At 64.1% G+C, this 26,509-nt stretch carries 23 protein-coding genes; 12 read left to right on the top strand and 11 right to left on the bottom strand.

The window, feature by feature from the left end; genetic code table 11:
• Window positions 1–18 precede the first annotated feature (18 nt).
• A complete protein-coding gene (locus C8D04_RS16240; RefSeq protein WP_116005761.1) occupies window positions 19–447 on the bottom strand; it encodes a CopD family protein in 429 nt (142 codons plus the stop codon).
• A gap of 217 nt (window positions 448–664) precedes the next feature.
• Between C8D04_RS16240 and hemB the strand changes: the two genes are divergently transcribed.
• The 5 genes from hemB to C8D04_RS19165 all read left to right on the top strand — a co-directional run bounded on the left by hemB (window position 665) and on the right by C8D04_RS19165 (window position 8,385).
• Entirely contained in the window at window positions 665–1,675 is a 1,011-nt protein-coding gene (hemB, locus tag C8D04_RS16235; RefSeq protein WP_116005760.1) for a porphobilinogen synthase, read from the top strand.
• A gap of 56 nt (window positions 1,676–1,731) precedes the next feature.
• Window positions 1,732–3,633 (top strand): PAS domain S-box protein, encoded by a 1,902-nt coding sequence (locus C8D04_RS16230; RefSeq protein WP_116005759.1) that lies wholly within the window; start codon window positions 1,732–1,734, stop codon window positions 3,631–3,633.
• A complete protein-coding gene (locus C8D04_RS16225) occupies window positions 3,630–4,271 on the top strand; it encodes a response regulator (RefSeq protein WP_116005758.1) in 642 nt (213 codons plus the stop codon). Before C8D04_RS16230 ends, C8D04_RS16225 begins: the two co-directional genes overlap by 4 nt.
• 212 nt (window positions 4,272–4,483) lie before the next feature.
• Window positions 4,484–6,757, top strand: a complete 2,274-nt coding sequence (locus tag C8D04_RS16220; RefSeq protein WP_116006241.1) for an EAL domain-containing protein — start codon at window positions 4,484–4,486, stop codon at window positions 6,755–6,757.
• Window positions 6,754–8,385 carry a methyl-accepting chemotaxis protein gene (locus tag C8D04_RS19165; RefSeq protein ID WP_116005757.1) on the top strand — a complete coding sequence of 544 codons (1,632 nt, stop codon included), beginning with the start codon at window positions 6,754–6,756 and terminating at the stop codon, window positions 8,383–8,385. Before C8D04_RS16220 ends, C8D04_RS19165 begins: the two co-directional genes overlap by 4 nt.
• A 114-nt stretch (window positions 8,386–8,499) precedes the next feature.
• On the opposite strand, the gene C8D04_RS16210 is transcribed toward C8D04_RS19165, so the two are convergent.
• Window positions 8,500–10,161, bottom strand: coding sequence for a methyl-accepting chemotaxis protein (locus C8D04_RS16210; RefSeq protein ID WP_116005756.1), 1,662 nt, complete (start codon window positions 10,159–10,161; stop codon window positions 8,500–8,502).
• 194 nt (window positions 10,162–10,355) lie between these two features.
• Here C8D04_RS16210 and C8D04_RS16205 point away from each other — a divergent pair, with 194 nt between their 5' ends.
• The 5 genes from C8D04_RS16205 (at window position 10,356) to C8D04_RS16185 (ending at window position 14,997) form a co-directional block, all read left to right on the top strand.
• On the top strand, window positions 10,356–10,988 hold the full coding sequence (locus tag C8D04_RS16205; RefSeq protein ID WP_116005755.1) for a MarC family protein: 633 nt from the start codon (window positions 10,356–10,358) through the stop codon (window positions 10,986–10,988).
• An 8-nt stretch (window positions 10,989–10,996) separates the two neighbouring features.
• Window positions 10,997–11,677 (top strand): winged helix-turn-helix domain-containing protein, encoded by a 681-nt coding sequence (locus C8D04_RS16200; RefSeq protein WP_116005754.1) that lies wholly within the window; start codon window positions 10,997–10,999, stop codon window positions 11,675–11,677.
• Window positions 11,678–11,763: 86 nt separating this feature from the next.
• Window positions 11,764–13,203 carry a two-component system sensor histidine kinase CreC gene (gene creC / locus C8D04_RS16195; protein ID WP_116005753.1) on the top strand — a complete coding sequence of 480 codons (1,440 nt, stop codon included), beginning with the start codon at window positions 11,764–11,766 and terminating at the stop codon, window positions 13,201–13,203.
• 103 nt (window positions 13,204–13,306) lie between these two features.
• Entirely contained in the window at window positions 13,307–14,713 is a 1,407-nt protein-coding gene (gene creD, locus C8D04_RS16190; RefSeq protein WP_116005752.1) for a cell envelope integrity protein CreD, read from the top strand.
• On the top strand, window positions 14,710–14,997 hold the full coding sequence (locus C8D04_RS16185; RefSeq protein ID WP_233521211.1) for a hypothetical protein: 288 nt from the start codon (window positions 14,710–14,712) through the stop codon (window positions 14,995–14,997). The genes creD and C8D04_RS16185 overlap by 4 nt, the downstream gene beginning before the upstream one ends.
• A gap of 265 nt (window positions 14,998–15,262) precedes the next feature.
• Here C8D04_RS16185 and C8D04_RS16180 read toward each other — a convergent pair whose 3' ends face one another.
• The 3 genes from C8D04_RS16180 to C8D04_RS16170 all read right to left on the bottom strand — a co-directional run bounded on the left by C8D04_RS16180 (window position 15,263) and on the right by C8D04_RS16170 (window position 17,813).
• Window positions 15,263–16,063 carry an amino acid ABC transporter permease gene (locus tag C8D04_RS16180; RefSeq protein ID WP_116005751.1) on the bottom strand — a complete coding sequence of 267 codons (801 nt, stop codon included), beginning with the start codon at window positions 16,061–16,063 and terminating at the stop codon, window positions 15,263–15,265.
• A gap of 155 nt (window positions 16,064–16,218) precedes the next feature.
• Entirely contained in the window at window positions 16,219–16,881 is a 663-nt protein-coding gene (locus tag C8D04_RS16175; protein WP_116005750.1) for an ABC transporter permease subunit, read from the bottom strand.
• A gap of 29 nt (window positions 16,882–16,910) precedes the next feature.
• Window positions 16,911–17,813, bottom strand: a complete 903-nt coding sequence (locus C8D04_RS16170) for a glutamate ABC transporter substrate-binding protein (RefSeq protein ID WP_116005749.1) — start codon at window positions 17,811–17,813, stop codon at window positions 16,911–16,913.
• A gap of 442 nt (window positions 17,814–18,255) precedes the next feature.
• Here C8D04_RS16170 and C8D04_RS18825 point away from each other — a divergent pair, with 442 nt between their 5' ends.
• Window positions 18,256–18,399 carry a hypothetical protein gene (locus C8D04_RS18825; RefSeq protein WP_199563071.1) on the top strand — a complete coding sequence of 48 codons (144 nt, stop codon included), beginning with the start codon at window positions 18,256–18,258 and terminating at the stop codon, window positions 18,397–18,399.
• 430 nt (window positions 18,400–18,829) lie between these two features.
• On the top strand, window positions 18,830–19,276 hold the full coding sequence (locus C8D04_RS16160) for a hypothetical protein (RefSeq protein ID WP_199563022.1): 447 nt from the start codon (window positions 18,830–18,832) through the stop codon (window positions 19,274–19,276).
• Between the two features lie 377 nt (window positions 19,277–19,653).
• On the opposite strand, the gene C8D04_RS16155 is transcribed toward C8D04_RS16160, so the two are convergent.
• From C8D04_RS16155 to C8D04_RS16130, 6 genes are read right to left on the bottom strand one after another with little or no spacing between them, the layout of a single operon-like run.
• On the bottom strand, window positions 19,654–20,292 hold the full coding sequence (locus C8D04_RS16155; RefSeq protein ID WP_233521210.1) for a nitrous oxide reductase accessory protein NosL: 639 nt from the start codon (window positions 20,290–20,292) through the stop codon (window positions 19,654–19,656).
• A 7-nt stretch (window positions 20,293–20,299) separates the two neighbouring features.
• Complete coding sequence (locus C8D04_RS16150) at window positions 20,300–20,854, bottom strand: nitrous oxide reductase accessory protein NosL (protein ID WP_116005748.1); 555 nt, start codon at window positions 20,852–20,854, stop codon at window positions 20,300–20,302.
• On the bottom strand, window positions 20,851–21,663 hold the full coding sequence (locus C8D04_RS16145) for an ABC transporter permease subunit (protein ID WP_116005747.1): 813 nt from the start codon (window positions 21,661–21,663) through the stop codon (window positions 20,851–20,853). The genes C8D04_RS16150 and C8D04_RS16145 overlap by 4 nt, the downstream gene beginning before the upstream one ends.
• 11 nt (window positions 21,664–21,674) lie before the next feature.
• The gene (locus C8D04_RS16140) at window positions 21,675–22,577 is read right to left on the bottom strand and encodes an ABC transporter ATP-binding protein (protein WP_199563066.1); all 903 of its coding nucleotides are present in this window, start codon (window positions 22,575–22,577) and stop codon (window positions 21,675–21,677) included.
• A gap of 4 nt (window positions 22,578–22,581) precedes the next feature.
• The gene (locus C8D04_RS16135; protein WP_116005746.1) at window positions 22,582–23,859 is read right to left on the bottom strand and encodes a nitrous oxide reductase family maturation protein NosD; all 1,278 of its coding nucleotides are present in this window, start codon (window positions 23,857–23,859) and stop codon (window positions 22,582–22,584) included.
• The gene (locus tag C8D04_RS16130) at window positions 23,856–26,480 is read right to left on the bottom strand and encodes a NosR/NirI family protein (protein WP_116005745.1); all 2,625 of its coding nucleotides are present in this window, start codon (window positions 26,478–26,480) and stop codon (window positions 23,856–23,858) included. Before C8D04_RS16130 ends, C8D04_RS16135 begins: the two co-directional genes overlap by 4 nt.
• Between the last annotated feature and the right edge of the window lie 29 nt (window positions 26,481–26,509).

The raw sequence follows: 26,509 nt of genomic DNA, 5'->3' as shown, positions 1-26,509 counted from the left end.
CGCTCCCTTCGGCATGCCTCAGAACGGCTTCACCACCACCAGCACCACCGCCGCCAGCAGCATCAGCACCGGGGCCTCGTTAAACCAGCGAAACCAGCGATGGCTGCGGTGGTTCGTGCCGGCCACAAACTGGCGCAGTTGCACCCCGCAGGCATGGTGGTAGGCCAGCACCAGCGCCACGATGGCCAGCTTGGCGTGCATCCAGCCGTTGCCCGGCCCCCATCCGATGCCGTAGCCCAGCCAGAGCCACAAGCCCAGGCCCACGGCAGGCACCATCAGCAAGGTGGTAAAGCGCATGAGCTTGCGCGCCATCAGCAGCAAGCGGTCGCGCTCAGCGGCCGAACCGGGCGCCACCATGGCCAGGTTCACAAAGATGCGTGGCAGATAGAACAGCCCCGCAAACCAGCTGGCCACGAAGACGATATGGAAAGATTTGACCCAAAGCATGCCGCAAGTTTAGTGGGGCACAGGGCAGGCCGCCCAAAAAAAGCCCGGCAGGCTATGCCGGGCCAGGAAAGCCTGGGGGCGGTTTGCGCCTCCAGGCCCCGCTCAGGGAGGAAAAAGCGGGGGGTAGAAGTTCTACCCGGCGCTAATCTAGCACTGCAGGCACCTGCGTTCAAGCAGCCGCAATCTTTGCGCAGCCAGATCAGGCACAATTTTCCCCATGCACCTCTCCAGCCCCACCCCCTTCCCCGCCAACCGCCCGCGCCGCCTGCGCCGCGATGCCTTCACCCGCAACCTGGTGCGCGAGCACGCCGTGACACCGCACGACCTGATCTACCCGGTGTTCGTGCACGAAGGCCAGAACCGGCGCGAAGCCGTCACGTCCATGCCCGGCGTGGATCGCCTGAGCCTGGATCTGCTGCTGCCCGTGGCCGAGGAATGCGTGCAGCTGGGCATCCCGGTGCTGGCACTGTTTCCATCGATCGATGCCGCACTCAAAACGCCCGACGGCATGGAAGCACTCAATCCCGAAGGACTGATCCCGCGCGTGGTGCGGGCACTGAAAAAAGAATTCCCCGGCCTGGGCGTGATGACCGACGTGGCGCTCGACCCCTACACCAGCCACGGCCAGGACGGCCTGCTCGACGAGACCGGCTACATCCTCAACGACGACACCGTCGAAGTGCTGGTGGGCCAGGCGCTCACGCATGCGCAAGCGGGCGTGGACATCGTCGCGCCCAGCGACATGATGGACGGGCGCATTGGCGCCATTCGCGACGCGCTGGAAGCGCATGGCCACATCCACACCCGCATCATGGCCTACAGCGCCAAGTACGCCAGCGCGTTCTACGGCCCCTTCCGCGACGCCGTGGGCACACGCGGCGCGCTCGGCAAAGCCGACAAGAACTGCTACCAGATGGACCCCGGCAACACCGACGAAGCCCTGCGCGAAGTGGCGCTCGATATCGCCGAGGGCGCTGACATGGTGATGGTGAAACCCGGCATGCCCTACCTGGACGTGGTGCGCCGCGTGAAGGACGAGTTCAAGGTGCCCACCTTCGCCTACCAAGTGTCCGGCGAATACGCCATGCTCAAGGCCGCAGCACAAAACGGCTGGCTCGATCACGACGCCGTGATGATGGAAAGCCTGCTGGCCTTCAAGCGCGCAGGCGCCGACGGCGTGCTCACCTACTTCGCCCGTGATGCCGCACGTTTGCTTCGAAAAACATAGCTTACAGCGCTTTATAGATAAGCGCTGGATGCCAATTTGACTACTATTTTCGTGCCGTGACCGAGCCCCGCACATCCCAGCAGCCATCGCTGCTGGCCTTGGCAGGCACGGTGCTGCTCTACATGGCGCTGGCCGATACCACGGCCATGCCGCTGCCCGGCCAGGGGCTGACACAACTGTTTCAGCCCACCTGTGGGCTCGCCTTGGCGCTGCTGATCGTTGACGGGCTGCGCTGGGCGCCCACTCTGTTTATCGCCAGCCTGCTCAGCCGTTTGCTGACGGGCGATGCGCCACTTGCTGCACTGGCCCAAGCGCTGGGTACCACCACGGCAGCCTGGGTCTCGTGCGTGCTCCTGCTGCGGCAAACCCACTTTGACAGGGATCACCCCACATTCAAGGTCGTTCAGCATGTGCTGCTGTGGGTGTGTGGCGTCGGGGCCGGGATTGGTGCGCTGACAACCAGCACGGGGCTGCTGCTGGCGGGCCAAATCGCCCCAGCCGCCTGGTCCGGGCACCTGCTGCAAGGGTGGCTGGGCTACGCGCTGGGCAGTCTGCTGATCGCGCCACTGGTCCTGTCATACCGTCGCACCCTGCGTTTTCCCGAATCCCTGCGCCGTGTGAATGAAGGTCTCCTGGTCTGGCTTCTGGCCACGGTGAGTGCTGCAGCCATTTTTGGCAGTGCGCAAAGCCCGCTGCTGGCGCCACTGGCCAATGCCTACTGGATGTTCCTCTTCGTGAGCTGGTCAGGCGCACGCTTGGGCCTGCTCTCCACCACCAGCTTGCTGTGCATGATCGCCTTGCAGGCCCTGTGGGGCACCTACCAGCGCACCGGTTTCTTTGCCCACGACATCGCCACCAGCCACGGCTTCGGGTACTGGTCGTACATGATGATTCTGTCCGTAGTGGGCCTATCGCTGGCGTCCCACATGGCCGAGCGCAGGCGCCAGAAGGCAGCACTTCGCGTAGCTGCCATCGCCTTCGAATGCCAGGAGGGCATGCTGATCACCGATGCCCAAGGCGCCATCCTGCAGGCCAACCAGTCCTTCCTCCACATGTCGGGCCATGAGGCGCGAGAGGTACTGGGGAAAACCCCGGATTTCCTGTGGGCGCCGGCAGACGCAATTCCCGACGCACCCTCACAAAGGAGGACTCTGGAATTTTCCCCCCGCACATCCCTGCAGTGCCGTGACTGGCTGCGCCGCAAATCAGGCGAGGTCTACCCGGTCTGGCTCACACTCAGCCCGGTTCAGGATCCGCAGGCGCGCACCACGCACTACGTGGTGACCATGATCGACATCACCAGCCTGCACGAACAAGAGGCGCAGCGCCGCCAGAGGGAGCAAGCGCAGCGCGATGCGCTCGTGCAAGAGGTGCACCACCGCATCAAGAACAATCTGCAGGGCATCATGGGCATGCTGCGCACGCTGGATCACCAGCATCCGCAATTGCACCAGCCCATCAACCAGGTCATTGGGCAAATCCACAGCATTTCCGTCATCCACGGACTGCAGGGCCGTGCCGACGCCGACCGTGTGCGACTGTGTGAACTGACGTGCGCCGTGGCAGCGGGTATTGAATCGCTCTGGGACACCCCCATCCACGTGGATATTCCGACACCCTGGCAGGCATGCCGCATCAGTCCCACAGAGGCCGTGCCCGTGGCGCTGGTGCTCAACGAGCTGATACTCAACGCGGTCAAACATGGCGGGCAAGCACACCAGGATGTCCAGGTTGCACTGCGCAAGGGGATGCAGGCCGACCACATCCACATCACCATCGCCAACCCCGGACAATGGCCCGTGGCGCCCATACCACCGCGGGGCGGGCAAAGCCTGGTCTCTGCCCTCATGCCCCGCAGCGGCGCCACACTGATCCGCACCCAAGATGCTGATCGGGCGGTGCTACGTCTGGAATTTACCCCGCCGGTCATCCACCTTGAATCACCGCCCTCGCCATGAACCTTGCCAGCACTGCCCCCACGCGCCCTCCAGCCCACCTGCTGCTGGTGGACGACGACCGCCTCATCCTTGCCACCCTGTCCAGCGGGCTGCAGGACATGGGCTACCAGGTCAGCACCGCCGAATCCGTGGACGACGCCGAAGCACTGCTGACCGGTGGCCTGCGGCCAGACCTGGCCATCGTGGATGTACGCATGCCCGGGCGCGATGGCCTGCAGCTGGCCGATCGCCTGCGCAATCTGGACCATATTCCTTTCCTCATGTTCAGCGCCTTCAGCGACACGCAGACCGTTGAACGCGCTTCGGGATTTGGCGCCTTGGGCTACCTGGTCAAACCCCTGGATGTGGTGCAAATGCGCCCCTCTATTGAGGCGGCACTGCAGCGCGCCCAGGAAATCGACAGCCTGCGCCAGGAGCGCGCCCACCTCCAAACAGCACTGAATGGTGACCGCAGCATCAATGTCGCTACGGGCATCACGATGATGCAATACCGGCTGCCGCGCGATGCGGCTTTTGAGTTGCTGCGCTCGGCCGCCCGCTCGCAACGGCGCAAGCTGGCCGAACTGGCGCAGGAAGCTATCGACACCTGCGACCGCCTGCACACACCGCCATTTCCTGACCCCGATCACAGGGTTTGACCTCATTGTCAGTAACAATCCCTCACTAAAAAATCAACCTCCCCGGTTCACGCCTGCCCCCACCCCGCAGCCAGAACCTCTGAGGCCCCGAACACGCCTCGCTCCACGCCACGGCCTTGTGCCCGCGGACAGATGCCAATGTTCGGTTCCAACACAAGTTTTTCAGCCCCCGCTGTGCTGTTGTCGGCGGCACCCACACCATGGTCCATGCCATGAGTGACTCCACGCTTGCACTGGAGGCGGCGCCTTGGCCGCCAACGGCGGGCACACCACAAGGCATGGGGCACAGCCTGTTTTCGCGCTTTCGCATTGGCACGCGCCTGGCTGCCATGATGGTTTTGGCGGCCACAGTCAGCGCACTGCTGGCCGCCATGGGCATTCAGGGGCTGGCTGCGTCCAACGAAAGCCTGCGCACGGTGTACGAGGAGCGCATGACCCCGGTGCGCAGCCTGGCGCAGATTGCGCAACTGATGCAGGGCAACCAGCTCCAACTGCAAAGGGCACTCGCCGAATCCACATGGGCAGGGGCCACCACAGGTGCGGCCCTGCAGCCCGAGGGGGCACGCCGTGCGGCGCAGGCCATAGAAGAAAACATGCGCGGCATCGACCAGCTGTGGACTTCCTATGCCGCTGCCGCCAAAGGGCCGCAGGAGACGCCACTGGCCGAGCGTTTTACGCAGCGGCGCACCGGCTACCGCGAAGACGCCGTGAAACCCGCCATCACGGCGCTGCGCGACCTGGACTACGCGGGCACCCAGCGACACGCGAACACCGCACGCCTGCTGTACGAGCGCGACAGCCCGCTCATCCAGGCCCTCATCGACCTGCAGTTCGAGCAGGCCCGCACTGCCTACGAAGCCGGTGTGCAGCGCCACGCACAGACACGCCAGTGGGCCGTGGGCGCGTTGCTGGCGTCGATGGCCACGCTGGGATTTCTGGGCGCCATGCTGATCCGCTCCATCGTTCGCCCCTTGCGGCAAGCCAGCGCAGTGTTTCGCAACATAGCCGCGGGGCAACTGGATTCACCCATTGCCGTGCACGGCAAGGATGAAATCAGCACCCTGCTGTTCGACCTGCGCTCCATGCAGTCGCGGCTGGCCGCGAATAAGCATGCCATCCACCAGCTCGCCTATTTCGACCCTTTGACCCGTTTGCCCAACCGCCGCCTGCTGCGCGACAGCATCCAGAAGGCCCTGGACGCCAGTGGCCAGGATGCACAGCACCGGGCCTTGCTGCTACTGGACCTGGACAACTTCAAGAACATCAACGACACACTGGGGCACGAGGTAGGCGACTTGTACCTGGTGGAGATCGCCCGGCGCCTGCGCCAGAACGTGCTGGCACCCCACTCGGTCGCGCGCATTGGCGGCGATGAATTCGTCGTGCTGATGGACCACCTGAGCAACGCTGAAGGAGAGGCCCAGGCCCAGGCCGAAGCCTTGGCACGGCAGCTGCTGCTTACCGCCGCCAAACCCTGCGCCTTGCCGGGACAGATGCACCACGGCAGCGCAAGCATCGGCATCTGCCTGTTCCGGCGCGGTAACGCCAGCATCCATGAACTGCTCAAACGCGCCGACACGGCCATGTACCAGGCCAAGAACGCCGGGCGCAACAACTACCGCCTGTTCGACCCCGCCCTGCAGGCGGCGCTGGAAAACCGGGCCGCACTGGAAGCTGCACTGCGTGATGCCATCCTCGCAGGCCAGCTCGCACTGCATTTCCAGGCGCAGGTGAACCAGGCCGGGCAAGTGCTGGGCGCCGAGGTGCTGCTGCGCTGGCAGCACCCGCTACACGGCAACGTGACCCCCGCACAGTTCATTCCCATTGCCGAGACGTCCGGCCTCATCCTGCCCATCGGTGAGTGGGTACTGCAACAAGCCTGCGCACAGCTGAGCGCCTGGGCCGAGCACCCACGCACCCAGCACCTGGAGCTGGCGGTGAACGTCAGTGCGCGGCAGTTTCGGCATCCCGATTTCGTGCGCCAGGTCTGCGATGCACTGGCACGGTCGGGCGCATCGCCGACCCACCTGGTGCTGGAACTGACCGAAAGCCTGGTGCTCGACGATGTGGCCGATACCGTGGCCAAGATGCAGGCCCTGCGCCACCACGGGGTGCGTTTTGCGCTGGACGACTTTGGCACGGGCTACTCGTCCCTCGCGCAGCTCAAGCGCTTGCCGCTGCACCAGCTCAAGATCGACCGCAGCTTTGTGCAGGACATCGACAGTGAACCGGGCGATGCCGCCATCGTCCAGACCATTATTGGCATGGCCCGCAATCTGGGGCTGAGTGTCATTGCCGAGGGCGTGGAAACCCCCGCCCAACGCGATGCCCTGCAGCGCCTCGACTGCTCGATTTTCCAGGGTTTCCTGTTCGACCGGCCCCAGCCGATCGCCGCCTTTGAAGCCTGCCTCGCCCAGATCCCTGCCCCAGTTCCTCTTTCAACAACGGCCATTGCGGTGGCCCCCAACCCACGGGAGTTTTCATGAACCGCTTCAAAATCTCAACCCGCGTCGCGGCCCTGGCCGGACTGATGTCCTTGATGCTGCTGAGCATTGGAGGGCTGGGTCTATGGGGCATCGTTCAGTCCAACAACGCCGTGCATTCCATGTACGAAGACCGGCTCACCACGACGGCGGACATCGGCGCGATCCAAGCGCTGCTGCTGCGCCAGCGGCTCATCCTGGCCGTGGCATTGGTGACACCGGATGAACCCACCATCAAAGCCACTACGGCAGAGGTGGAAGCCAATATCGGTGCCATTACCCGCCTGTGGGACGGTTACCTGGCCCGCCGCCACAACGCGCAAGAGGAACGCCTGGCCAAGGATTTCACCGAGAACCGCCGACGCTTTGTGCAGGAAGGCCTGTTGGCGACTGTGGCGGCGCTGCGTGCCAACGACATCCCCGCTGCCAACCGCATCGTGGTCGAAAAGGTGCGGCCCCTGTATGGGCCCGTCGGGGATGGCATCGACACCCTGGTCAAACTGCAGTTCGAAGAAGGCAAGAAAGCCGCAGCAGCGGCCGACGCACGGTACTCGATGATCCGTGCGACCGTGATCGCGTCCATTCTTGCGGGCTTGCTGTTTGCGATGGTTTTCGCTGCCGCCCTGGTGCGCGGCATCTCCCGCTCACTGGGGCATGCCATCGACGTGGCTCAGACCATTGCCCAGGGCAACCTGACCCATGCGGTGACCGTGCAGGGCCAGGACGAAGCGGCCCAGGTACTGCATGCGCTGGGCGCCATGCAGCAGCAGTTGACCGGCATCGTCACCGAGATCCGCGCGGGCGGTGAAAGCCTGGCCAGCGCATCGGAGCAAATTTTCTCCGGCAACCACGACCTGGCCAGCCGCACGGAACAACAAGCCAGCGCACTGGAGCAGACAGCAGCCGCCATGGAGCAGCTCAACGCCACCGTGCACCAGAACGCCGACAACGCACGCCAGGCACAGCAGTTGTCAGCCAGCGCCAGCGCGGTGGCGGTCAAGGGCGGCGAGGTGATGGGCCAGGTGGTCAGCACCATGCACGAGATTCACACCTCATCGGGCAAGATCGCCGACATCATCGGCGTGATCGACAGCATTGCCTTCCAGACCAACATCCTGGCCCTGAATGCGGCGGTAGAGGCCGCCAGGGCAGGCGACCAGGGCCGGGGCTTTGCCGTGGTGGCCAGCGAGGTACGGGCCCTGGCGGGGCGCTCTGCCGATGCTGCCAAGGAAATCAAGACGCTCATCACCTCCAGCGTGGAGCGCGTGGGCAAGGGTACCGAGCTGGTCAACACCGCCGGCGCCACCATGCAGGAAGCCGTCACCGCCATCCAGCGCGTGACCACTCTCATGACCGACATCAGCGCTGCCACGGCGGAGCAAAGCAGCGGCATGGGGCAGATCGGTGAAGCGGTACAACACCTGGACCAGACCACCCAACAAAATGCCGCGCTGGTGGAAGAACTGTCGGCCGCTGCGCGCAGCCTGCAGGACCAGGCACAAAGCCAGGTGGAAACCATCGCCATATTCACGCTGCCACGCGACGGCGGGCAAGCCAGCGCCCCTGTAGCCCATACACCCCACTCACCACGCCTGCCACGGCGCCCCGCCCAACCGTTGCTGGCGTCCTGACGCCTACGCCCTGCCATGCCCGTCTCCCTGTGACGGCACGAAAAGCACCTGTACTTTTGCTGGCGGCTGCACACTGCACGCCGATCGCAGCGCTGCACTCTTCGAGCAGCACCTTCACGCAGTCAAACGCGGCAAACCCTTCTGTCCAGCCGCCTTCACAGGTTTGGTGGCACGAGACGGAAGGGAGGCGAAAGGAGCGCCCTGCAAACCTGCTGCAGGGCGCTCCTTTTCATCCCCCGTGCGGAACACATCCACCGTCCGGACCAAGTCCTGCGCTTGCCCGCGCAAACTGCTGGCCGCTGCCGCCATTTCCTCCACCAGCGCGGCATTTTGCTGCGTCACCTGATCCATCTGGGTGACAGCCTCGCCCACCTGGCCGACGCCTTGGCTTTGCTCATTGCTGGCGGCACTGATTTCACCCATCAGATCGGTCACCCGGCGAATAGCCGTTACCACCTCCTGCATCGTGGTACCGGCCTGATCCACCAGCGCAGAACCCGCATCAACGCGCTCCACACTCGCACCGATGAGTTGCTTGATCTCCTTGGCGGCATCGGCAGAGCGCCCCGCCAGGGCCCGTACCTCGCTGGCCACCACGGCAAAGCCCCGGCCCTGGTCGCCTGCCCTGGCGGCCTCTACCGCCGCATTCAGGGCCAGGATGTTGGTCTGGAAGGCAATGCTGTCGATCACCCCAATGATGTCGGCAATGCGCCGGGAGCTTTCGTTGATGCCCTTCATGGTGCCGACCACTTCACCCACCACCATCCCTCCGCGTTCTGCCACGGTACTGGCGGACATTGCCAACTGGTTGGCCTGCCGCGCGTTGTCGGCGTTCTGGCGCACGGTGGAATTGAGCTGCTCCATCGACGCCGCTGTTTCTTCCAGCGCACTGGCCTGCTGTTCGGTGCGCGCACTCAGATCATGGTTCGCCTGGGCGATCTGGGAACTGGCCGATGCCACACCTTCGGAACCTGAGCGCACGTCTGTCACCACCTTGCGCAGGCTCTGGAGCATCTCTTGCAAAGCCTGGAGAAGCTGTGCGGTTTCGTTCCGTCCCTGGACATGAAGATCCATGCTCAGGTCGCCAGCAGCCACTGCACGCGACACTTCCACAGCCTTCTGCAAAGGCACGGTGATGGCACGAATGATCCAAAGGGCCAGGACGATCGCTCCCAGCAAGGCCGCCAGCACCGCAGCCCAGACCGTTTTCTGGATCGAGGCCACCGCCACGCTCACCGCATCGACCGCCTCGCCCAGCAGATCGGTCTGGAAAGCAATCAGGCCATCGACGGCTTCGAAATATGCATCGAACACCGGGCCCACGTCGGAATGAAGATAACTGCGCGCACCACCCAGGTTGCCATCGTTCGTCATCGCGAGGTAGCGCTCCTGCGCCTGGACATAGCGCTCGCGCTGCACCCCGATCTTCCCGAGCAGTTCTTTGCCCTTGGGCGCCGTGATTTCCGCTTTGAGACGCCCCAGCACTTCTCCGATCTTCTGGCGCGATGCCAGCACCTGCTGCTGCTGGCGCTTGACTTCATCGCTTCCCTCCACCAGCACCATATTGCGCATCGCGATAGCAATTTGCCCCAGGTGCCCCTTGATGTCATTGAGCATCACCACCCGAGGCAGGCGCGCCTCGGTCACGACCTTGAATTCAGCCTGGATAGCGTTGCTTTTCCAAAGCGACACCGCGCCCAAGGCCAAGATTAAAACCCCCATCACGGCAAAGCCCAGAATCAGCCTTGTCGAAATTTTCATATCGCTGAAGTTCATCGGACACCTCCTCGCGGGTTCGCGGCGTTGAGCTGTAAAAAAATATTACACAGGCCCATTGCATGCACCACAAGAACAGTTCGACGAAAGACTGACGGCGCGCAAGAATGTGTGCAATTCACGCACCATCGAAACGCGCAGTACACAATGCCGTTTCCCGCTAGGATCGGCACTCCCTCACCCGAAGAGACAAGATGGATCTCAAGCCCCTCATCACCTTGCTGGCCATCGTCAACCCGCTGGCCATCGTTCCGTTTTTCATCCACTACACACAGGGTTTTTCCGAGGCCCAGCGCAAGCGCACCATCCGCACAGCGGCGTTCAGTGCTTTTTGCGTGATCGCCGCCTGCGCGCTGCTGGGCCTGCAGATTCTGGATTTCTTCAATATCTCGTTGCAAAGCTTCCAGGTCGGCGGCGGCATGCTGCTGCTGATCAGTGCGATGAACATGCTCAACGCCCAGCCCGCCGAGGCCAAGACGAATACCCACGAGCTGGAAGAAGGCGCTGAAAAGGCGGCGGCGGGCGCCAGCATTGCGGTGGTGCCCCTCACCATTCCGCTGCTGACCGGCCCAGCCAGCATGTCCACCGTGGTGATTTATGCCGACCGTGCGCAGACCTTCTGGCAACACGCGGCGTTGGTGGGCTATGGCGTGGTGATCGCTGCCGCCACGTTTGCGTGCTTTTCGCTGGCCGACCCGATTGCGCGCGTGCTGGGCAAAACAGGCATCAATGTGATGACGCGCCTGATGGGCCTGATCCTGGCCGCCTTGGCGGTGGAGGTGATGGCCGAGGGGCTGGGCAAGCTGTTCCCGGCGCTGGCGCACTGAACCCGGCCATGGCACCCCTGCGCGTGCTGCTGCTGGAGGACGACCCGGCCATCGCCCGGACTGTCGCCTATGCGCTCGAGCGCGAAGGCCTGCACACCACGCACAGCCTGCTGCTGCGCGACGCCCGCAGCCAGTGGAGCAGCGGCGGCTTTGACCTGCTGGTACTCGATGTAGGCCTGCCCGACGGCAGCGGCCTGGACCTGTGCCGCGAAGTGCGCGCCGCGGGCAATACGCCCGTGTTGATGCTCAGCGCCCGGGGCGAGGAACTCGACCGTGTGCTGGGCCTGGAGCTGGGCGCCGACGACTACCTGGCCAAACCTTTCAGCACGCGCGAACTGGCCGCCCGCGCCCGCGCCCTGCTGCGCCGCGCCGGGACCCCGGTGGCGCGGGCGCCCGCACCCACCACGGCCTTCTGCGACGACCGCAGCGGCCAGCGCATTCTTCTGCACAACCAGCCACTGCCGCTCACGCGGCGCGAGTACCGCCTGCTGTCGTGCCTGCTGGCGGGCGCGGGCCGCATCCATGCACGCGACGCCTTGCTGTCTGCCGCCTGGGGTGATGAGAGCGAAAGCACGGACCGCACGGTGGACACCCACATCAAGACGCTGCGCGCCAAGCTGCGCGAGGTAGACCCGGCGACGGACTACATCGTTACGCACCGGGGCATGGGTTACTGTCTTGAGGTTTAGTTTCATGCAAAAATAAGCCTCTAGCGCTTATGTATCAAGCGCAAGCAGCTCTATTTTTGATAGCAATCACCACAAACCGCTGACCTATGCGCCTGGGCATCCGCCTGCTGTTCGCCTTCTTTCTCATCAACGGCATTGCCGCGTTTTTCGTGCTGCGCGTGTTCGTGGCCGAGATCAAGCCCAGCGTGCGCGAGGTGATGGAAGACATGATGGTGGACACGGCCCATATCCTGGCCGAACTGGCCAGCGACGATCTGGCCGCCGGGCGCTTACAGGCAGGGGACAGCGCCTTTGCCAGGCATGTGCAGCATTACGCCAGCCGCCCGGTGGACGCCGCCATCTGGGGGTTTTCCAAGCAGTCGCTCGACTACCGCGTTTACGTGACGGATGCTGCCGGACGCGTGGTCTTTGACTCGCAGTCGCAAGCGGTCGGTCAGGATTTCTCGCAGTGGCGCGACGTGGCGCTCACCCTGCGCGGCGAGTACGGTGCGCGCATGAGCCGCGACACGCCGGGGGACGACACCAGCGGCGTGATGCACGTCTCGGCGCCCATTTTTGTGCAGAGCCGCATCGCCGGGGTGCTGACCGTGGCCAAGCCCACACGCACCGTGCAGCGTTTCATCGACCGGGCCGAGCACAAGGTGCTGATGGGCGGTTTGCTGCTGCTGGCGCTGTCGGCCGCTGTGGGTGTGGCGGTGACGCTGTGGATGGTGTGGAACGTGCGGCGCCTGCGCGACTACGCCCTGAGCGTGCAAGGCCCGGAGGCCGGTGCGCACGCCGCCGCAGCCACCCCGGTGCTGGCCGTGCCGCAGGTGCCGGGCGAGCTGGGCGACCTGGCGCGCGCCATGGACCGCATGCGCGCCCGGCTGGAGGGGCATGGCTACATCGAGGCCTATGTGCGCGCCCTCACCCACGAACTCAAAAGCCCGGTGGCCGCCATCCGGGGCGCCGGCGAGCTGCTGCAGGAAGACCTGCCTGCTGGCGACCGCGCCCTGTTTGCCGCCCAGGTGGTGCAGCAAAGCGAGCGCCTGCAGCGCCTCATCGACCGCCTGCTGGAGCTGAGCAAGCTGGAGCAGCGCCAGCACGCCGAAGCGCAGGGCCTGGTGGCGCTGCACGACTGCGCCCGCACCGCGCTGGCCCATACGCAGGCGCGGGCGGCGCAGCGCGGCGTGGCGCTCACCCTCGCGGGCCAGGGTGCCAGCGGCCCGTGGGAGGCCGAACTCATCACCCTGGCGCTGTGCAACCTGATCGACAACGCCATCGATTTTTCGCCCACCGGCAGCACCGTGGCGGTGGAGCTGCAAGGCAGCACGGTGGCCGTGCAAGACAGCGGCCCCGGCGTGCCCGACTACGCTTTGACCCGCCTGGGTGAGCGCTTTTTCAGCACTGCCCGCCCGAGCGGCGAGCGCAGCGGCTCGGGCCTGGGGCTGGCCATTGTGCAGCGCGTGGTGGCGCTGCATGGCGGGCGCATGGCGGTGCGCAACACCGCGCCGGGGCTGCGGGTCGAGCTGCACCTGCCCCACTGAAAGTTTCGCCCAGCGGGCAGGACTTCACACTGCCCTCACAAACTTCACCGTGCCCTCACGGCAGCGCCACAGACTGCCCCCACATTCACTGTGGAGGACACCCTTGAAACACCCCTGGTTCACCAAACTGGCCGCGCTGGCCGCCGTCGTCTTGTTGCTGCTTTTCGGCCTGGGCCTGATCGAAGACGTGGTACGCGACCGCCAGCACTACCGCAGCATGACCGCCCAGAGCGTGGCCAGCAGCCTGGCCGGGCCGCAAACGCTGATGGGCCCACTGATCCACAGCGCCTGCGTGGAGAGCTGGGACGTGGAAACCGGCAAGGGCGACGAGCGCCGCATGGAGGAGCGGCGCCGCGAGTTCCTGCTGACCGCCATGCCCGAGACGCTCCAGCTGAAATCGGGCGCCACCATGGAAGAGCGTGCCCGGGGCCTGCACAAGGTCAACACCTACAAGCTCAAGACCTACATCCAGGCGCAGTGGGCGCCGCTGACCCGCTTGCAGCCGCAAACCACCGTCAAAGGCTCGCGCATGCAGTGCGGGGCTCCCATCCTGATGCTGGGCGTGGGCGATGCACGCGGCATCCGCACGGCGCAGCTCACCCTGGGCGGGCAGACGCTGGCGCTCAAACCGGGCACCTTTCATCCCCAGTACAGCCGGGGCCTGCATGCCACGCTGCCCGAATCCGTGATCGGCGCCACCGAAGGCCTTGCTGCAACGCTGGCCCTCGAACTGGTGGGCACCGAGCGCCTGTCCATCGTGCCCCTGGGCAGCAACACCGAGGTACAGCTGGAAAGCGGCTGGCCGCACCCCTCGTTTACCGGCCGCTTTCTGCCGTCCGAACGGGCGGTACGGGACGACGGCTTCACGGCGCAATGGCGCCTGTCGTCCCTGGCCACCACCGCGCAGCAGGATGTCGCCCATGGCAAACCGGTGTGCCAGGCCAGCGGCGGCGACGACGACGACGACGAGCCTGCCGCAGCAGCCGCGCCCAGCGGCGGTTGCGCCGACAGCTTCAGTGTGGCCTTCATTGACCCGGTGAACCCGTATTCACTGGCCCAGCGCGCCATCAAGTACGGCGTTCTGTTCATCGCCCTCACCTTTGTGGGAGTGGGCCTCTTCGAACTGATGAAACGCCTGCGCGTGCACCCGGTGCAATACCTGCTGGTCGGCAGTGCGCTGTGCAGCTTCTTCTTGTTGCTGCTCAGCCTGTCAGAGCACCTGCCGTTCGGCGCCGCCTATGCGCTAGCGGCCACGGCCTGCGTGCTGCTGCTGGGCTACTACGCCAGCCACATGCTGGGCAGCGTGCGCCGGGGCCTGCCCTTTGGTGCGGGCATGGCGCTGCTCTACAGCCTGCTGTATGTGCTGCTGCAACTGGAGCAGACGGCACTGGTCGTGGGCGCACTGGCGTTGTTTGCCGTGCTGGCCCTGGTGATGGTGCTCACGCGCAAGGTGAATTGGTACGGGCTGACCGCCCCACGGAGCGCTGCTGCAGCGCCGCAAACGCCATGAACTGCGCCCACCCTTTCAACCAGGAAACCCCCTGGGCACAGCACCTGATGGCCCCCGTCACCGCGCAGCAAACGGCCCTGCCCCCCGCCGAGGCGCTGCGCCTTGCGCGCCTGCACGACCGCCTGCTGGCCGCCCTGCAGGCGAATGACCGCGCAGCCCTGCGCTGCGCCAAGCAGGAGGTGCTGCAGGCCGCCTTCACACCGGCAGGCACCCCGGCGCTGCGCCGTGCATTGCGCGCATTGGTCTGGCGTATGGCGGCGCTGCTGCCACTGGCACGGCGCTGAATACCGGGATATGAATGAAATCATCTGATGGGCGACATACCTCGGACAGGGACAACCGCCTCTGTACAAAGACCGGCGCTCGGGATTGGCCCCCTCGCCCCTTGCGGGAGAGGGAGCGAGAACCCTCTGAGATCTGCTCAATATCAGATGAAATAAGACTCTAGCGCTTTATGGGCAAACGCTAGCAGCTATAAAAAAGAGAGCGATAGTAGTGCCGCTCTCTTTTCATTTCTGGCGAAGTTGCATGGAGCATGCTGAGCGATGGTCAATGCACCGGCTCGCCAAGCCGCTTGCTTGCCTTGGAGATCGCGTAGTTCACCAGGCAATACAGCAGCGCCACCACAAGGTACACCGGCACCAGCGCATGGTAGTTGGCGATGAGCACCCTGGCGTTCTGCATGAGTTCACCGTAGGTGACGACGTAGCCGAAGGTCGTGTCCTTGACCACGATGACCAGTTGCGCGACCAGCGCCGGGACAATGTAGCGAAGGGCCTGGGGGAAGACGATGACGAAGAACACCTGCATTTCGGTCATCCCCAGGCTTCGCGCAGCGTCGGTCTGGCCACGGGGAACGGCGAGCACGCCGGCACGGTACACCTCGGCCACCACCGCTGCGGTGCTCAGGCCGACGGGCAAGGTCAGCATCCAGTAGGTGCTCAGCTTGATCCCGATCTGCGGAAGCACCAGAAAACACACATAGATCAGCAGCAGCGTCGGCGTGCCACGCAGGAACTCGATGACCGCGACGCTCGGCCAGCGCAGCAGCCGCGGCCGCGCCAGGCGCCCCAGCAACAGCACCAGCCCGAGGGACAGCGCGATCGCGGCGGCCATGGCCGCCGAGGCCACGGTGCCGAGCAGGCCCTTGGCCAGGAAGGCCCAGGTGGTTGGCAAGGCGAAGAATTCCCAGTACCGCGCGCCCAGCTGCCCTGCGGCATGGAAGCGCAGCACGACCCCCGCAGCCAGCAGGAGCAGCACGGCGGCCGTGACCGCGCTCGCGGCGCGGCGGGCGACCCGGGCTTGCGGCCGGGGATCGCCAAACAGAATGTCTTCCAGAGAGCGGCTCATCGCAGTTTTCTATAGCGCTGCGCGCCACCCGCAACCATGGAACTGGCGCTCTCCAAGCCAGCGCACCCGTGGAACTGGCTTTGCCAGGCCACCGGGTGCGCCCCCCTCCCGCGCAGCGAGAGAGGGGGAAGACGCAAAGCGACTCGGGGGGTGCTTCATTTCAGGATCCGCAGCTTCTTCTCGAGGGCCGCGCCCGCCCAGGCGATGAGCAGGCCGCTCGCCACGTACATCGCGGCGGCCACCGCGAAGGCGGCAATGCCGGCGGCGGAGTCGGTGGCGATCTTGGACACGAGCGCGGTCAGCTCCCGGCCCGGAAACGGCACCTGCGACGCCAGCGAGGTCGACAGCATCAGCGCAATCAGCAGCGAGGTCAGCGGCTGCACCACCGCGCGCAGTGCCTGCGGCAATACCACCGCCGTGATGACGCGCATCGGCCGCATGCCCAGGCTGAGCGCCGCCTCGGCCTGGCCGCCGCTCACGGTGTTGATGCCCGCGCGCAGGTAGTCCGCCGTGAACGCCGAGCAGACCAGCGCCAAGGTCAGGACCACGCTGGGCTCATAGTCGATCAGGACGTTGAGATCGGGCAGCGCGAACACGATGAAGACCAGCAGCGCAACGCTCGGAATGTTGCGGAAGATCTCGACGTAGACGGTCAGCACGAAGCGCAGCAACGGCAGCGGGAGGAGCCGGAGCACCGCCACCACCATGCCCAGCAAGAAGCCGGGCACGAACGACAGCACGGTGAGCTTCCAGGTCAGCAAAAGGGCCTGCCCGAAGGCAGGCCCGTAGTCGACCAGGAGCTTGGAAACCTCGCCCATCCGCTATGGAAACCCGCTATTGAAACGGGTTATGGCAGAGCGGGCGGCGTCGGAACGGCGGTGCTGCCGGTGCGCTGCCCAATGGAGATGGTCCAGAGTTTGGCCCAGGTGCCATCGGCTTCCACCTTTTTCAGAAAACCATTGATGAAGGCCACGCCGTCCGAGCCCTTGGGCAGCCCGATGCCGTAGGGGTCCTGCGCACCAAAGGGCGCGCCCGCCAGCTGCGCGTCGCCGGTGCCAAGGCTCAGGGCATTGAGCAGCAGCGTGTAGTCGGTAACGTAGGCGTCCACGCGCCCCTGGCGCAGTCCGTCAAGTGCTTCCTGGTGGGTCTGGAACTCTTGAACCACCGCCTTGGGCGCGAACTGCGCGAGGATCGCGGGCCCCGTGGAGCCCGCCTGCGTGGCAACCTTCTTGCCGCCCAGATCGTTGTACGACTGGATCGCCTTGTTGTTCGCCTTGACCAGCACCCCGGCCTGCGAGGTGTAGTAGGGGCCGGCGAACGAGATCTTCTCGGCGCGGGCGGGGGTGATGGAGTAGGTGGCGAGCACCATGTCCGCCTGGTCGTTGATAAGCACCTGTTCGCGCGTGGACGAGGTCACCTGCGTGAACTGGATCTTGGCCCCATCGCCCAGGATGTAGCGGGTGATGAGCTGGGCCAAACCTGCGTCGAAGCCGCGCATCTTGCCGTCTTTCTCGTTGAGCAGCGAGAACAGATTCGAGGTTTGCGTGCCGCCCAGGCGGAGCAGGCCGGCCTGCTTGATCTTGCTGGCCCAGGTGCTCGAAGCGATGGTGGCCGCGTCGGCGACAGGGCCCTGCGCGACCAGCGCGTCAAACGCCGCTGCATTGATGGGCGTGCCCTGTGCGAAAAGCGGCCCAGCGGCCCCAATGGCCAGGGCCACCACGGTGGATTTCAGAGCGGATTGGATCGACATGGATTCCTCTTGGAGGGTGTGGGACGTAAACCAATATATAGCAGTTATGAAATACGCGGAGTGCTCGTCCGGTTTGTCCACCGGTGTGCACCCGATGCAGCCATCTTGCCCTTCATGGGCGCCCTGCATCCCCGGCTCGGCGTTTTGGAGAGGCTCCTCGCCCTTCCCCTATCAGATCGGTCGGAGCAGTTCCAGCGGCCACGCTTTCCTGTGGCACCGTCTTGTGTCCAAAGGAACCACTGGCCAAGTCATCGTGAATGCCAAAAAACCTGGTTTTGGCAATCATGAACCGCCCCGGTTTCCTGGCCACTTTGGAGCCATTGGGAATAGCGTTGTTCGTGCTCTTCCGGGGAGATGCTCCCGGCGCTTCAATGGCAACGCTTTGGTTTGTAGAACATCTGTATGCGCGGGATAAACCCAATATTGACCGCAGGTAGCGTTCATGGCTGACGCTCAGATGTCGGTGGTAGGCTGCCAGTGGTGCGGCACGAGCTCTTCGCTGGTGACCACGGCCTGCGTGCTGCTGCTAGGCTACTACGCCAGCCACACGCAGGCATGCGTGCGCCGGGGCCTGCTGTATGTGTAGTTGCAACTGGAGCAGACAGCGCTGATGGTGGGCGCGCTGGCCTATTTGCCGTGCTGCCCCTGGTGATGGTGCTGACACGCAAGGTGAACTGGTTCGGGCTGACCGTTCCACGGAGCACCACTACAGCACCGCATACGCCATGAACTGCGCTCACCCTTTCAGCCAGGAAACCATCAGGCACAGCACCTGACAGCCCCCGTCAACACACAGCAAACCACCCTGGGCCCTGCAGACACTGGTCTGGTGCATGGCGGCACTGTGGCCAGCGACACAGCGCGGACGGTAGCTCTAATCACCTCACTTAAATTCAGACTGACCTGCATCAAGTGTGCCTGTCTCTTTTCTGCTTCAAACGAGGCAACACGCCACCAAAATCGCCCTTTTCATGTAAATTATTTGTTACTCATAGCAACCAATTACACACAACGACATGAAACTTACAACTTCGCTGCTCACATCAACTGCGATCATTCTTGGAGGTTGCTCTACTGCAGCAAAAGACATTGCGCCAACCTACATATCGCCTATCCAGTATCAGTCCTACGACTGCCAGCAAATCGAAGCGGAAAACGCCCGCTTGGTGAATCGTGTGAGTCAGCTTGGCGGTCGCTTAGATGAGGCTGCCTCCAACGACAAGGCCATCGGTGTAGTAGGAGCGGTGCTGTTCTGGCCAGCGCTGTTTGCGCTGGGCGGAACAAAGAACCAGGAAGCTGAGTACGCCCGGATCAAGGGTGAACATGATGCGTTACAGCAGGCCTCCATTCAAAAGAAGTGCGGCACGCTGCAGACGAAGAACATCACTCCCACGCCAGAAAAAGACAGAACACCTCAAGTTCCCCCTGAGTTGGCCGCGGTTGAAGTTGACGCGAAGAAATAGGTCGAACAGGCGACGACTAGCTGCATAAGACGTATGCAGTTTCAATGCAAAAGGCACTTATTCAAGCGCCTTTTGTGTCCTTCCCTTTATGGCTTTTCCAAACACCTGTAAGAGCTGGCGAATTCTTCGTTCGTGGCCCAATCTTGATGCGAAGGGAACGGGCATAGTGACGAACCACGAACGGCCCAACAAGCCGTTGCTGCGGACGTTAGCCGTCGCCAAGGAACACGCATTCCACGTTTTCGGCCGAAGCGCCCTTTAATGTTTATTGCTATTGAAAATATAGCTATTTGCGCTTATCCAACGGTTGATTAAAATTCAAAAACACCTGGATCTTTTACATACAAAGCGCTGGAAGCTACATTATTAATAGCAAATCAATGCGCATGCACGCCCTGCCCACCCAGCTGCGCCACCAGCCCGGCGTCGACATCGGCATAGGCCAGCACCTTGCCGCCGCGCTGCGCGGCAAACTCGCGCGCTTTCTCTTGTGATGCAAAGGCGGGCAGGTTGCCTGCGCGCATGGGACCTTTGGCGGTGGAGCCAGTGACATAGAAGGCGCTGCGCGCATCGACCCAGCTGCGGCTGGAGACGTCGGTGACGTAGTGCGCCACGATCTCGCCCGCGCTGCGCCCGGGGCTGTAGCGGGCGACGTCGCCCAGGTACATGAACAGGCTCAAGGGCGAGTCGAAAAATTGCGCATCGCCGTTGGCAAAAATGACCTGCGCCGCCCAATCGGGCGAGCGCGACGGGTACATGCCGCACACCGGGCAACGCACATCGGCAGGAACCGGACGGGCCGCCTGCAAAGGCAGGCCCGAGGCGGGGTTGTAGGGCGAGGGGGGTGCGACAACGCAGACGTCGGCTTCGATCTCGGGGGCCGCCCCAGGCCCCAGGGCTGTACGGACCACGGGCAGACTCCAGAGCACCAGGGCCAGCAAAACCAATGCAAGGCCCGCGCCCAGCCACAGGCGGTGGGCCTGCGCAGGCATGGGGGGCTGCCAGGGCTGGTGCATGGTGTGATTACATCCGCGTGTCGTGCAGGGCACCGCCGCTCAGGTCGACCATGTCGGCCTTGATATCGGCAAAGCGCAGCACCTTGCCGCCATATTCGGCGGCGAACTTCACCGCGTCTGCCTCTTGCGCAAAGCTGGCAATGGTCGGCCCCATGGAGCCGTGGCGCTTGCTGCCCAGCACGTAGAGGGCGGTCTTGGCGTCGATCCAGTGGCCCACCGGCTGTTCCCACTGCGCCTGGCCCATGTCCTGCACGTACACCGCCTTGATGGCGCGCACCTGCTCGCCGGCCAGCAGCGTGTTGAACAGCTCGACCGTGTCGCAGAAAAAGCTGGGGGCCGCCTGGCCGGCGTAGTGCACTTGCGCCTTGGGGCCGGGGTAGTCGGAGAGCAGCATGCCGTCGAGCTCGCAGCTGGTGGAGCGGTCGATCTCGACCGGCGCCAGGGTCTGGGCACTGCCGCCTCGCTCGCCGCAGCCGGCCAGGCCGCCCAGTGCGCCCAAGGCAGTGATGGCCGCCAGCCCGCCGAGCAGATGGCGGCGGCAAGAACAGGGTGTGTTTTTCATTTGAATCTCCAACGTGCCAGCGCAAGCGGCAACACAATCCAGGCCAGCATGACGCCGCCCATCACGGTAGGACTGCCCAGCGACGGCGGCACGATGCTGGCCAGGCCATAGAGCGTGCGCACGTCATCGAGCGAAAAGACGTTCAGGATACGGAACACGTCGGCCGGGTTGAGCAGCAGCAGCCAGGCAAAGGCATCGCCGCCAAAGCGGCCGCCAGTGCCCACCAGCACGCCCAGCAGCAACAGGTCAAACACCAGCACGAAGAAGAACCACATGGCGATGGCCAGGCCCGAGGCGCGGGTGCGGTCGCGTGCAATCACCGACACCAGCACGGCCAGGCTCAAGAAGGCCAGCCCCAGCAGCACCGAGCTGATCATGAAGCCGATGTAGTGGTACAGCCCGGCCCAGCTGACGTGCTGGTACAGCAACACCGCCACCAGGCCAAAACCGACCAGCGTGGACAAGGTGAGCGCCGCCGCCAGGCCCAGGTATTTGCCCAGCAGCAATTCGAGCCGCGTGATGGGCAGCGACAGCAGCAGGTCGAGCGAGCCGCGCTCGCGTTCGCCGACGATGGCGTCAAAGCCGAGCAGCAGCGCGATCAGCGGGATCAGGTAGATCACCAGGCTGACCAGGCTGGCAATAGTGAACTCGATCGAGCGAAAGCCCACCGCGCCCTGCTGCGCACCGCCAAAGTAGGCAATGACGAGCGAGAACACGGCGAACACCAGCGCCACGGCCAGCACCCAGCGGTTGCGGATACGGTCGCGAAATTCCTTGGCGGCAACGGTGAAAATTTGTGTCAGTTCCATGGCCTGTCCTTTCAGTCCGAAAAGCCGAAGAACACGTCTTCCAGCGAGGGCTCGTGCATCTTGATGTCGAGCACGCGTGTGCCAAAGGGCGCCAGCGCGGCCAGCACGGCCATCTTGCGTTCGCGCGGGCAGGCCAGGCGCAAGCCCAGGGCGGTCGACTCGGGGATGGCCGCCGTGGCGTGCACCAGCGCCTGCGCCACGGCGGGCGTGTCACCCGCTTCGATTTGTAGCTCAAACACCAGCGGCATGTCGGTTTGCTCGCGCAGCGCCTGCACGCTGCCCACGGCCTGCACCTTGCCGGCCGACAAAATCGCCAGGCGCCCGACGCGCTCTTGCAGCTCGGCCAGGATGTGCGAGGTGATGATGATGGTCACGCCCTCGGCCTGCAGGCCGCGCAGCGTGGCATAAAAGTCGCGGATGGCCTGCGGATCGAGGCCGCTGGTGGGCTCGTCCAGAAACAGCACCTGGGGCGCGCCCAACAGCGCCTGCGCAAACCCGAGGCGCTGGCGCATGCCCTTGGAGTATTCGCGCACCGGGCGCTTGCCGGCATGGGCCAGGCCCACGCGCTCCAGGGCCGGCTGGCACTGCGCCAGGGGCGCGCCCTTGAGCTTGGCAAAAAAACGCAGGGTTTCGAGGCCGTTCAGGTTGTCGTACAGCACCACGTTCTCGGGCAGGTAACCCAGGTGGCGGCGCGCGGCGCGAAAACCACGCCCGCGCACCGAAGCACCACCGACCAAAATCTCGCCGCTGGTGGCCGGCACCAGGCCGAGCATCATTTTGAACAGCGTGCTTTTGCCCGCGCCGTTGTGGCCGATGAGGCCAAAAATCTCGCCACGCGCGATGTCCAGATCGACGCCGTCGACCGCATGCAAGGCGCCGTAATGTTTGGTCACGCCACGCAGCGAAACCGCCATGCCGTTACTGACCGGGGAAATGCTTGCCACGCCACTCACTCCAATTCTTGTGTGTCGGAACCATGCGCGGCTTGGGGTCAACGACCGAAGGCACGCGCAAGACCGGAAATTGCTGGCCCACCAGGCGCAGCGCCTGCACCGCGGGGCTGGCCAGCAACAGTTTCATGCTCGGGTAGCGCCAGCTGAGCCGGTCCACCATGTCGTTGGCCTCGTAGCGCACGTCGCCCACGCCGTCGCCGTTGCGGTCCCAGCCCAGGTAGTTGCTCCAGTGGTTGCCGCTTTCGACGCCCCAGGGCTCATCGCGGGCGCCCACATAGCGCACCTGTTCGCGGTTGCCGATGAAGTCGTTGCCCTCGACCACGTTGCGCGTGGAACCGGCCGAGAGGTGCACGCCGACGACGTTGTCCACCACCAGGTTGTTTTTCAACACGGCGTATTCGACGTCGTAGATGAAAAACCCCCGGTTGTTGCCGGCCACCACGTTGCCCTCGACCACCGCGTCCTGCACCGAGCGCAGCATGATGCCGTGGTCGGAGTTGCCCCAGGCGCGGTTGTTGCGTACGGTCTGCTCGCGCACCTCCATCAGCGCCAGGCCGCCCCGGTTGTAGTAGGTCTCGTTGTCTTCCCAGACGTTGTAGTACGAGGTCATGTAGTGCGTGCCGTACCGGCTGTGGTGCAGCTTGTTGCCACGGAAGACGGCGTGGTGCGACACGTCCACATACAGCGCATCGCGCACGAAGCCGATGTTGTTGTGCAGGATCTGCGCACGCTGGGTGTTGTAGAGCTGGATGCCGTTGCCGCGCTGGGCCGAATCGAACTCGCGCTTGCCAGTAATGAGGTTGCCCTCGATGCGCACGTCGTTGGCCTTTTCGATCCACAGGCCAAACAGGTTGTAGGTCAGGTCGCAGTTTTGCACCACGGCGCGGTGCGCGCCGGGATAGAGGTAGATGCCGGCGTTCTGCTCCTTGAGGCTGCTGCCCGAGTCGCGCACGATCAGGCCCTCGATCACCACGTCGGGCGCCGTCACGCGGATGGTGTCGCCGGTCAGCCCGCCGCTGAGCGTGGGGCGGTGGATGCCGCGCAGCGTGAGCGGCTTGTCGATCAGCAGGTTGGCGCGGTACATGCCGCGCTGCACCTCGACCACGTCGCCGGGCGCCGCCGACTGGACGGCAGCCGCCAGATCCTGGCCGGGTTGCACCCGGATGGTGGCTGCCCAAGATAGGCATGCCGCGCTCAGACCCAGCAGCGCAACAAGGGAGGCGCGCACTAAACCATGCGTCATGGGATCAGCCAGCCCATCGACTTGAGCACCAGGAACAGCGCTGCGCCGATCAGCAGGTTCTTGAAACCCACGTAGCTCATCATGTCCATCACTCCTGCCGCACGGTAGTTGCCGCGCCACCATGGACCATCCTTGACGTAGCGGCGGCCCGACAGGCGGATCAGCACTTCGTACACGCTCCAGCCAAACCACCAGCCAATGATGGCACCGGACGACAGCGTGCCCATGGCCGTCATGACCCACGCCACCGTGGCGGCCACAGCCAGGGAGAACCCTGCAATCTGCAGCGCGCGCTGGCTGTGCCAGCCCTCGGCGCTCCAGGGCCAGAGATGGTCACGCACTTCCATGATGACCCACTTCAGGCTCGATTCGCCTGCCTTGTGCCAGGGCGCCACAGGTTCGGTAGGCATGCGGGGGTCGGGGCCATTGGCCGCCTTGGCGCTGATCTGCTCGGTGAAACTTGCCGCCGGATGGATAGGAATGAAATAGCCATTCGCGCCAATGGGCGTGATCTCCAGGCCGTCTTTTTCGCGGCGCTTGCGCTCTTTGGCGAGCGGCGGGCAGCCCTTGGTGTCGGTGTACAAAATCATGCAATCGAGGCAGTGCAGGCACTCGCGGTGGTCGATACGGCCATCGGCATCAATCGCCTGCGCGCCACAACCCACGGCGCAGGCCTTGCAGCTGTTGCAGTCCTGCTTGCGCTTGAGACCAAACCAGCGGAAAGTGCTGGGCATGGCCAGCGACGCGCCCAACGGGCAGATGTACTTACAGTACGGGCGCTCGATGAAGATGGATACGCCCAGAATCGCGGCCACAAACAAGCTATAGGGCCAAGCCCGGTTCATTACGCCAACCAGGAAGGTGGTCTTGAAAGGCTCAACTTCAGACAGCTTTTCTGCCAGACCCATGGAGAACATGGACACGGTGAGCAGGAAAAAGAAAATGGCGTACTTGAGCCATTTCAGGCGGTCGTGCCATTTTTGCGGCAGTTGGGTCTGAAAACGTTTGAGGCCGACAGCGCGTGCGATTTTGTAGATACCCTCCTGCAGCGACCCGAACGGGCACATCCAGCCACAGAACAGGCCACGCCCGAACAGGAACACGGTGACGATGATGAAGATCCAGAACAGGAAAATGAACGGATCGGACAGGAACAGCGACCAGGTCCACTGGAACAGCAGCGCATGGAACCAGGTCAGCACCTGCGTGATGGAGGGCTGTGCCATGTAGCCAAAACCGATCCAGAAGATGCTGATGGCCCAGAACGTGTACTTGAAACCGTTGACAGGCCATTTGTTCTTGTGCGTGGACAGGCGCGTGAGCCGCTCGCGCAGCGCGTAGATCACCGTGACGGCGACCAGCAGTAGACCAAACAGACTGATAGGCAGGGCCTGGGACTTCCAGATCCGCACCCAGGGCGCATCCGGTTCCACAACTTTGGGGCGTCCACCCTCGAGCAGGTTGGCAGGCAACCAGTATTTGGATTCGAAGACAGCAAAGCTGCGGTGCCCGGTGGCCCGGTCCACACGGTTGCCCAGAAAGGCAAACTTCCAGGGATAGGCGGCCGAGAACGCACTGGATCGAATGACAAAGATGGCCGACTCGTTGTAGCGCGGTGCGCCTTCGGCGGAGAGGCCATAGAGGTTGTAGGAATCGAGGTCGCGGAAGGTAAACGCATCAGCCCCCTGCTTGACCTGCACGCGGTCGTAGATACCGCCGCGCACAAAACCCGATCCCTTGAAGGATTCGCCCCCGCCGGTGCGGATAACGAAGAGAGCGTTCTCGCCTTCCTTGAGGCGCGATCGCAGGCTTTCATAACCCCCATCGCCCAGCAGGCTGCGGCCGATATCTGGATGGTTGAGGTCACCAAACCACAATTCAATGAACGGCTCCGGGCCGCGCGGCAACCCGACCTGCTCAGGCTTGACAAGCAAGGGCTGCACCGCACCCATGGCCACCAATTGCGCCCAGTCGTAGCGCTGGCCAGTGGCGACAAAGCGCGCAGGGTCGCGCACTGTGGGCGCAATGATGCCCGTTTGGCGCGCCACCGCAGCGCCCGACAGCATCATTACCTGGTTCTGCGCAATCACTGTGACAGTAGCGCCGGAGATGGCATCAAGGCCTAGTACGTTTTCTTCCGGCCGGGAAGGGCCCACCTCGATCTGGTCGGTTACCGACTTGCCCAGGTACTGGTTGTTGAAATTCACGAGGGCCGACTCAGGAATGCCCAGCAACAAGATCGGCTCGGAGTGCTTGAGCACCTGGACGCCGACGAAGCGCCCTTGCAAGTCCATGCCAATGAGCGTAACCACCGGCTTACCGGAATAAGCCGGCGTGTCGGTGATGTCCGTGGACAACATCACATAGCCCAGCAGTTTCTTCTGGGCCCCATCGTTGTCGTAGGCCTCCACGTACGGCGGCTGGCCTTTGCGTTCAGAAAAATGCTGGGCCCCGGGGAATACGTCCTTGCATGGCAGCAACGCGCACATGTCCTTGGCGGTAGCAAGTTCCGCAGGCAACTCGGCTTCATAAGCGCCCGCATGGGCGCGCGGAGCAAGCAACGACAACGCCAGAAAAAAAGCGACCCCAAGGATCGCGAACCGTTGGCCAAGCAAATACATCACGCTTTCCTATAGTGAAGGCGCCGCAC

The sequence above is a fragment of the Simplicispira sp. 125 genome (genome assembly GCF_003096555.1).
Classification (GTDB): Bacteria; Pseudomonadota; Gammaproteobacteria; order Burkholderiales; family Burkholderiaceae_C; genus Simplicispira.
Note: the sequence above shows the minus strand (reverse complement) of the source record. Positions and strands in the feature narration are given on the sequence as shown.

Excerpts from the sequence above, each read along its gene's own strand:
- C8D04_RS16175 (WP_116005750.1), bottom strand. The coding sequence starts at position 16,881 with ATGGGCGAGGTTTCCAAGCTCCTGGTCGACTACGGGCCTGCCTTCGGG.
- C8D04_RS16140 (WP_199563066.1), bottom strand. The coding sequence starts at position 22,577 with ATGGCGGTTTCGCTGCGTGGCGTGACCAAACATTACGGCGCCTTGCAT.
- C8D04_RS16170 (WP_116005749.1), bottom strand. The coding sequence starts at position 17,813 with ATGTCGATCCAATCCGCTCTGAAATCCACCGTGGTGGCCCTGGCCATT.
- C8D04_RS16200 (WP_116005754.1), top strand. The coding sequence starts at position 10,997 with ATGGCACCCCTGCGCGTGCTGCTGCTGGAGGACGACCCGGCCATCGCC.
- C8D04_RS16220 (WP_116006241.1), top strand. The coding sequence starts at position 4,484 with ATGAGTGACTCCACGCTTGCACTGGAGGCGGCGCCTTGGCCGCCAACG.
- C8D04_RS16205 (WP_116005755.1), top strand. The coding sequence starts at position 10,356 with ATGGATCTCAAGCCCCTCATCACCTTGCTGGCCATCGTCAACCCGCTG.
- C8D04_RS16135 (WP_116005746.1), bottom strand. The coding sequence starts at position 23,859 with ATGACGCATGGTTTAGTGCGCGCCTCCCTTGTTGCGCTGCTGGGTCTG.
- creC (WP_116005753.1), top strand. The coding sequence starts at position 11,764 with ATGCGCCTGGGCATCCGCCTGCTGTTCGCCTTCTTTCTCATCAACGGC.
- C8D04_RS16210 (WP_116005756.1), bottom strand. The coding sequence starts at position 10,161 with ATGAACTTCAGCGATATGAAAATTTCGACAAGGCTGATTCTGGGCTTT.
- C8D04_RS16150 (WP_116005748.1), bottom strand. The coding sequence starts at position 20,854 with ATGAAAAACACACCCTGTTCTTGCCGCCGCCATCTGCTCGGCGGGCTG.
- C8D04_RS16185 (WP_233521211.1), top strand. The coding sequence starts at position 14,710 with ATGAACTGCGCCCACCCTTTCAACCAGGAAACCCCCTGGGCACAGCAC.
- C8D04_RS16160 (WP_199563022.1), top strand. The coding sequence starts at position 18,830 with ATGAAACTTACAACTTCGCTGCTCACATCAACTGCGATCATTCTTGGA.
- C8D04_RS16155 (WP_233521210.1), bottom strand. The coding sequence starts at position 20,292 with ATGCACCAGCCCTGGCAGCCCCCCATGCCTGCGCAGGCCCACCGCCTG.
- C8D04_RS18825 (WP_199563071.1), top strand. The coding sequence starts at position 18,256 with ATGGCTGACGCTCAGATGTCGGTGGTAGGCTGCCAGTGGTGCGGCACG.
- C8D04_RS16225 (WP_116005758.1), top strand. The coding sequence starts at position 3,630 with ATGAACCTTGCCAGCACTGCCCCCACGCGCCCTCCAGCCCACCTGCTG.
- C8D04_RS16145 (WP_116005747.1), bottom strand. The coding sequence starts at position 21,663 with ATGGAACTGACACAAATTTTCACCGTTGCCGCCAAGGAATTTCGCGAC.
- hemB (WP_116005760.1), top strand. The coding sequence starts at position 665 with ATGCACCTCTCCAGCCCCACCCCCTTCCCCGCCAACCGCCCGCGCCGC.
- C8D04_RS16180 (WP_116005751.1), bottom strand. The coding sequence starts at position 16,063 with ATGAGCCGCTCTCTGGAAGACATTCTGTTTGGCGATCCCCGGCCGCAA.
- C8D04_RS16130 (WP_116005745.1), bottom strand. The coding sequence starts at position 26,480 with ATGTATTTGCTTGGCCAACGGTTCGCGATCCTTGGGGTCGCTTTTTTT.
- C8D04_RS16240 (WP_116005761.1), bottom strand. The coding sequence starts at position 447 with ATGCTTTGGGTCAAATCTTTCCATATCGTCTTCGTGGCCAGCTGGTTT.
- C8D04_RS19165 (WP_116005757.1), top strand. The coding sequence starts at position 6,754 with ATGAACCGCTTCAAAATCTCAACCCGCGTCGCGGCCCTGGCCGGACTG.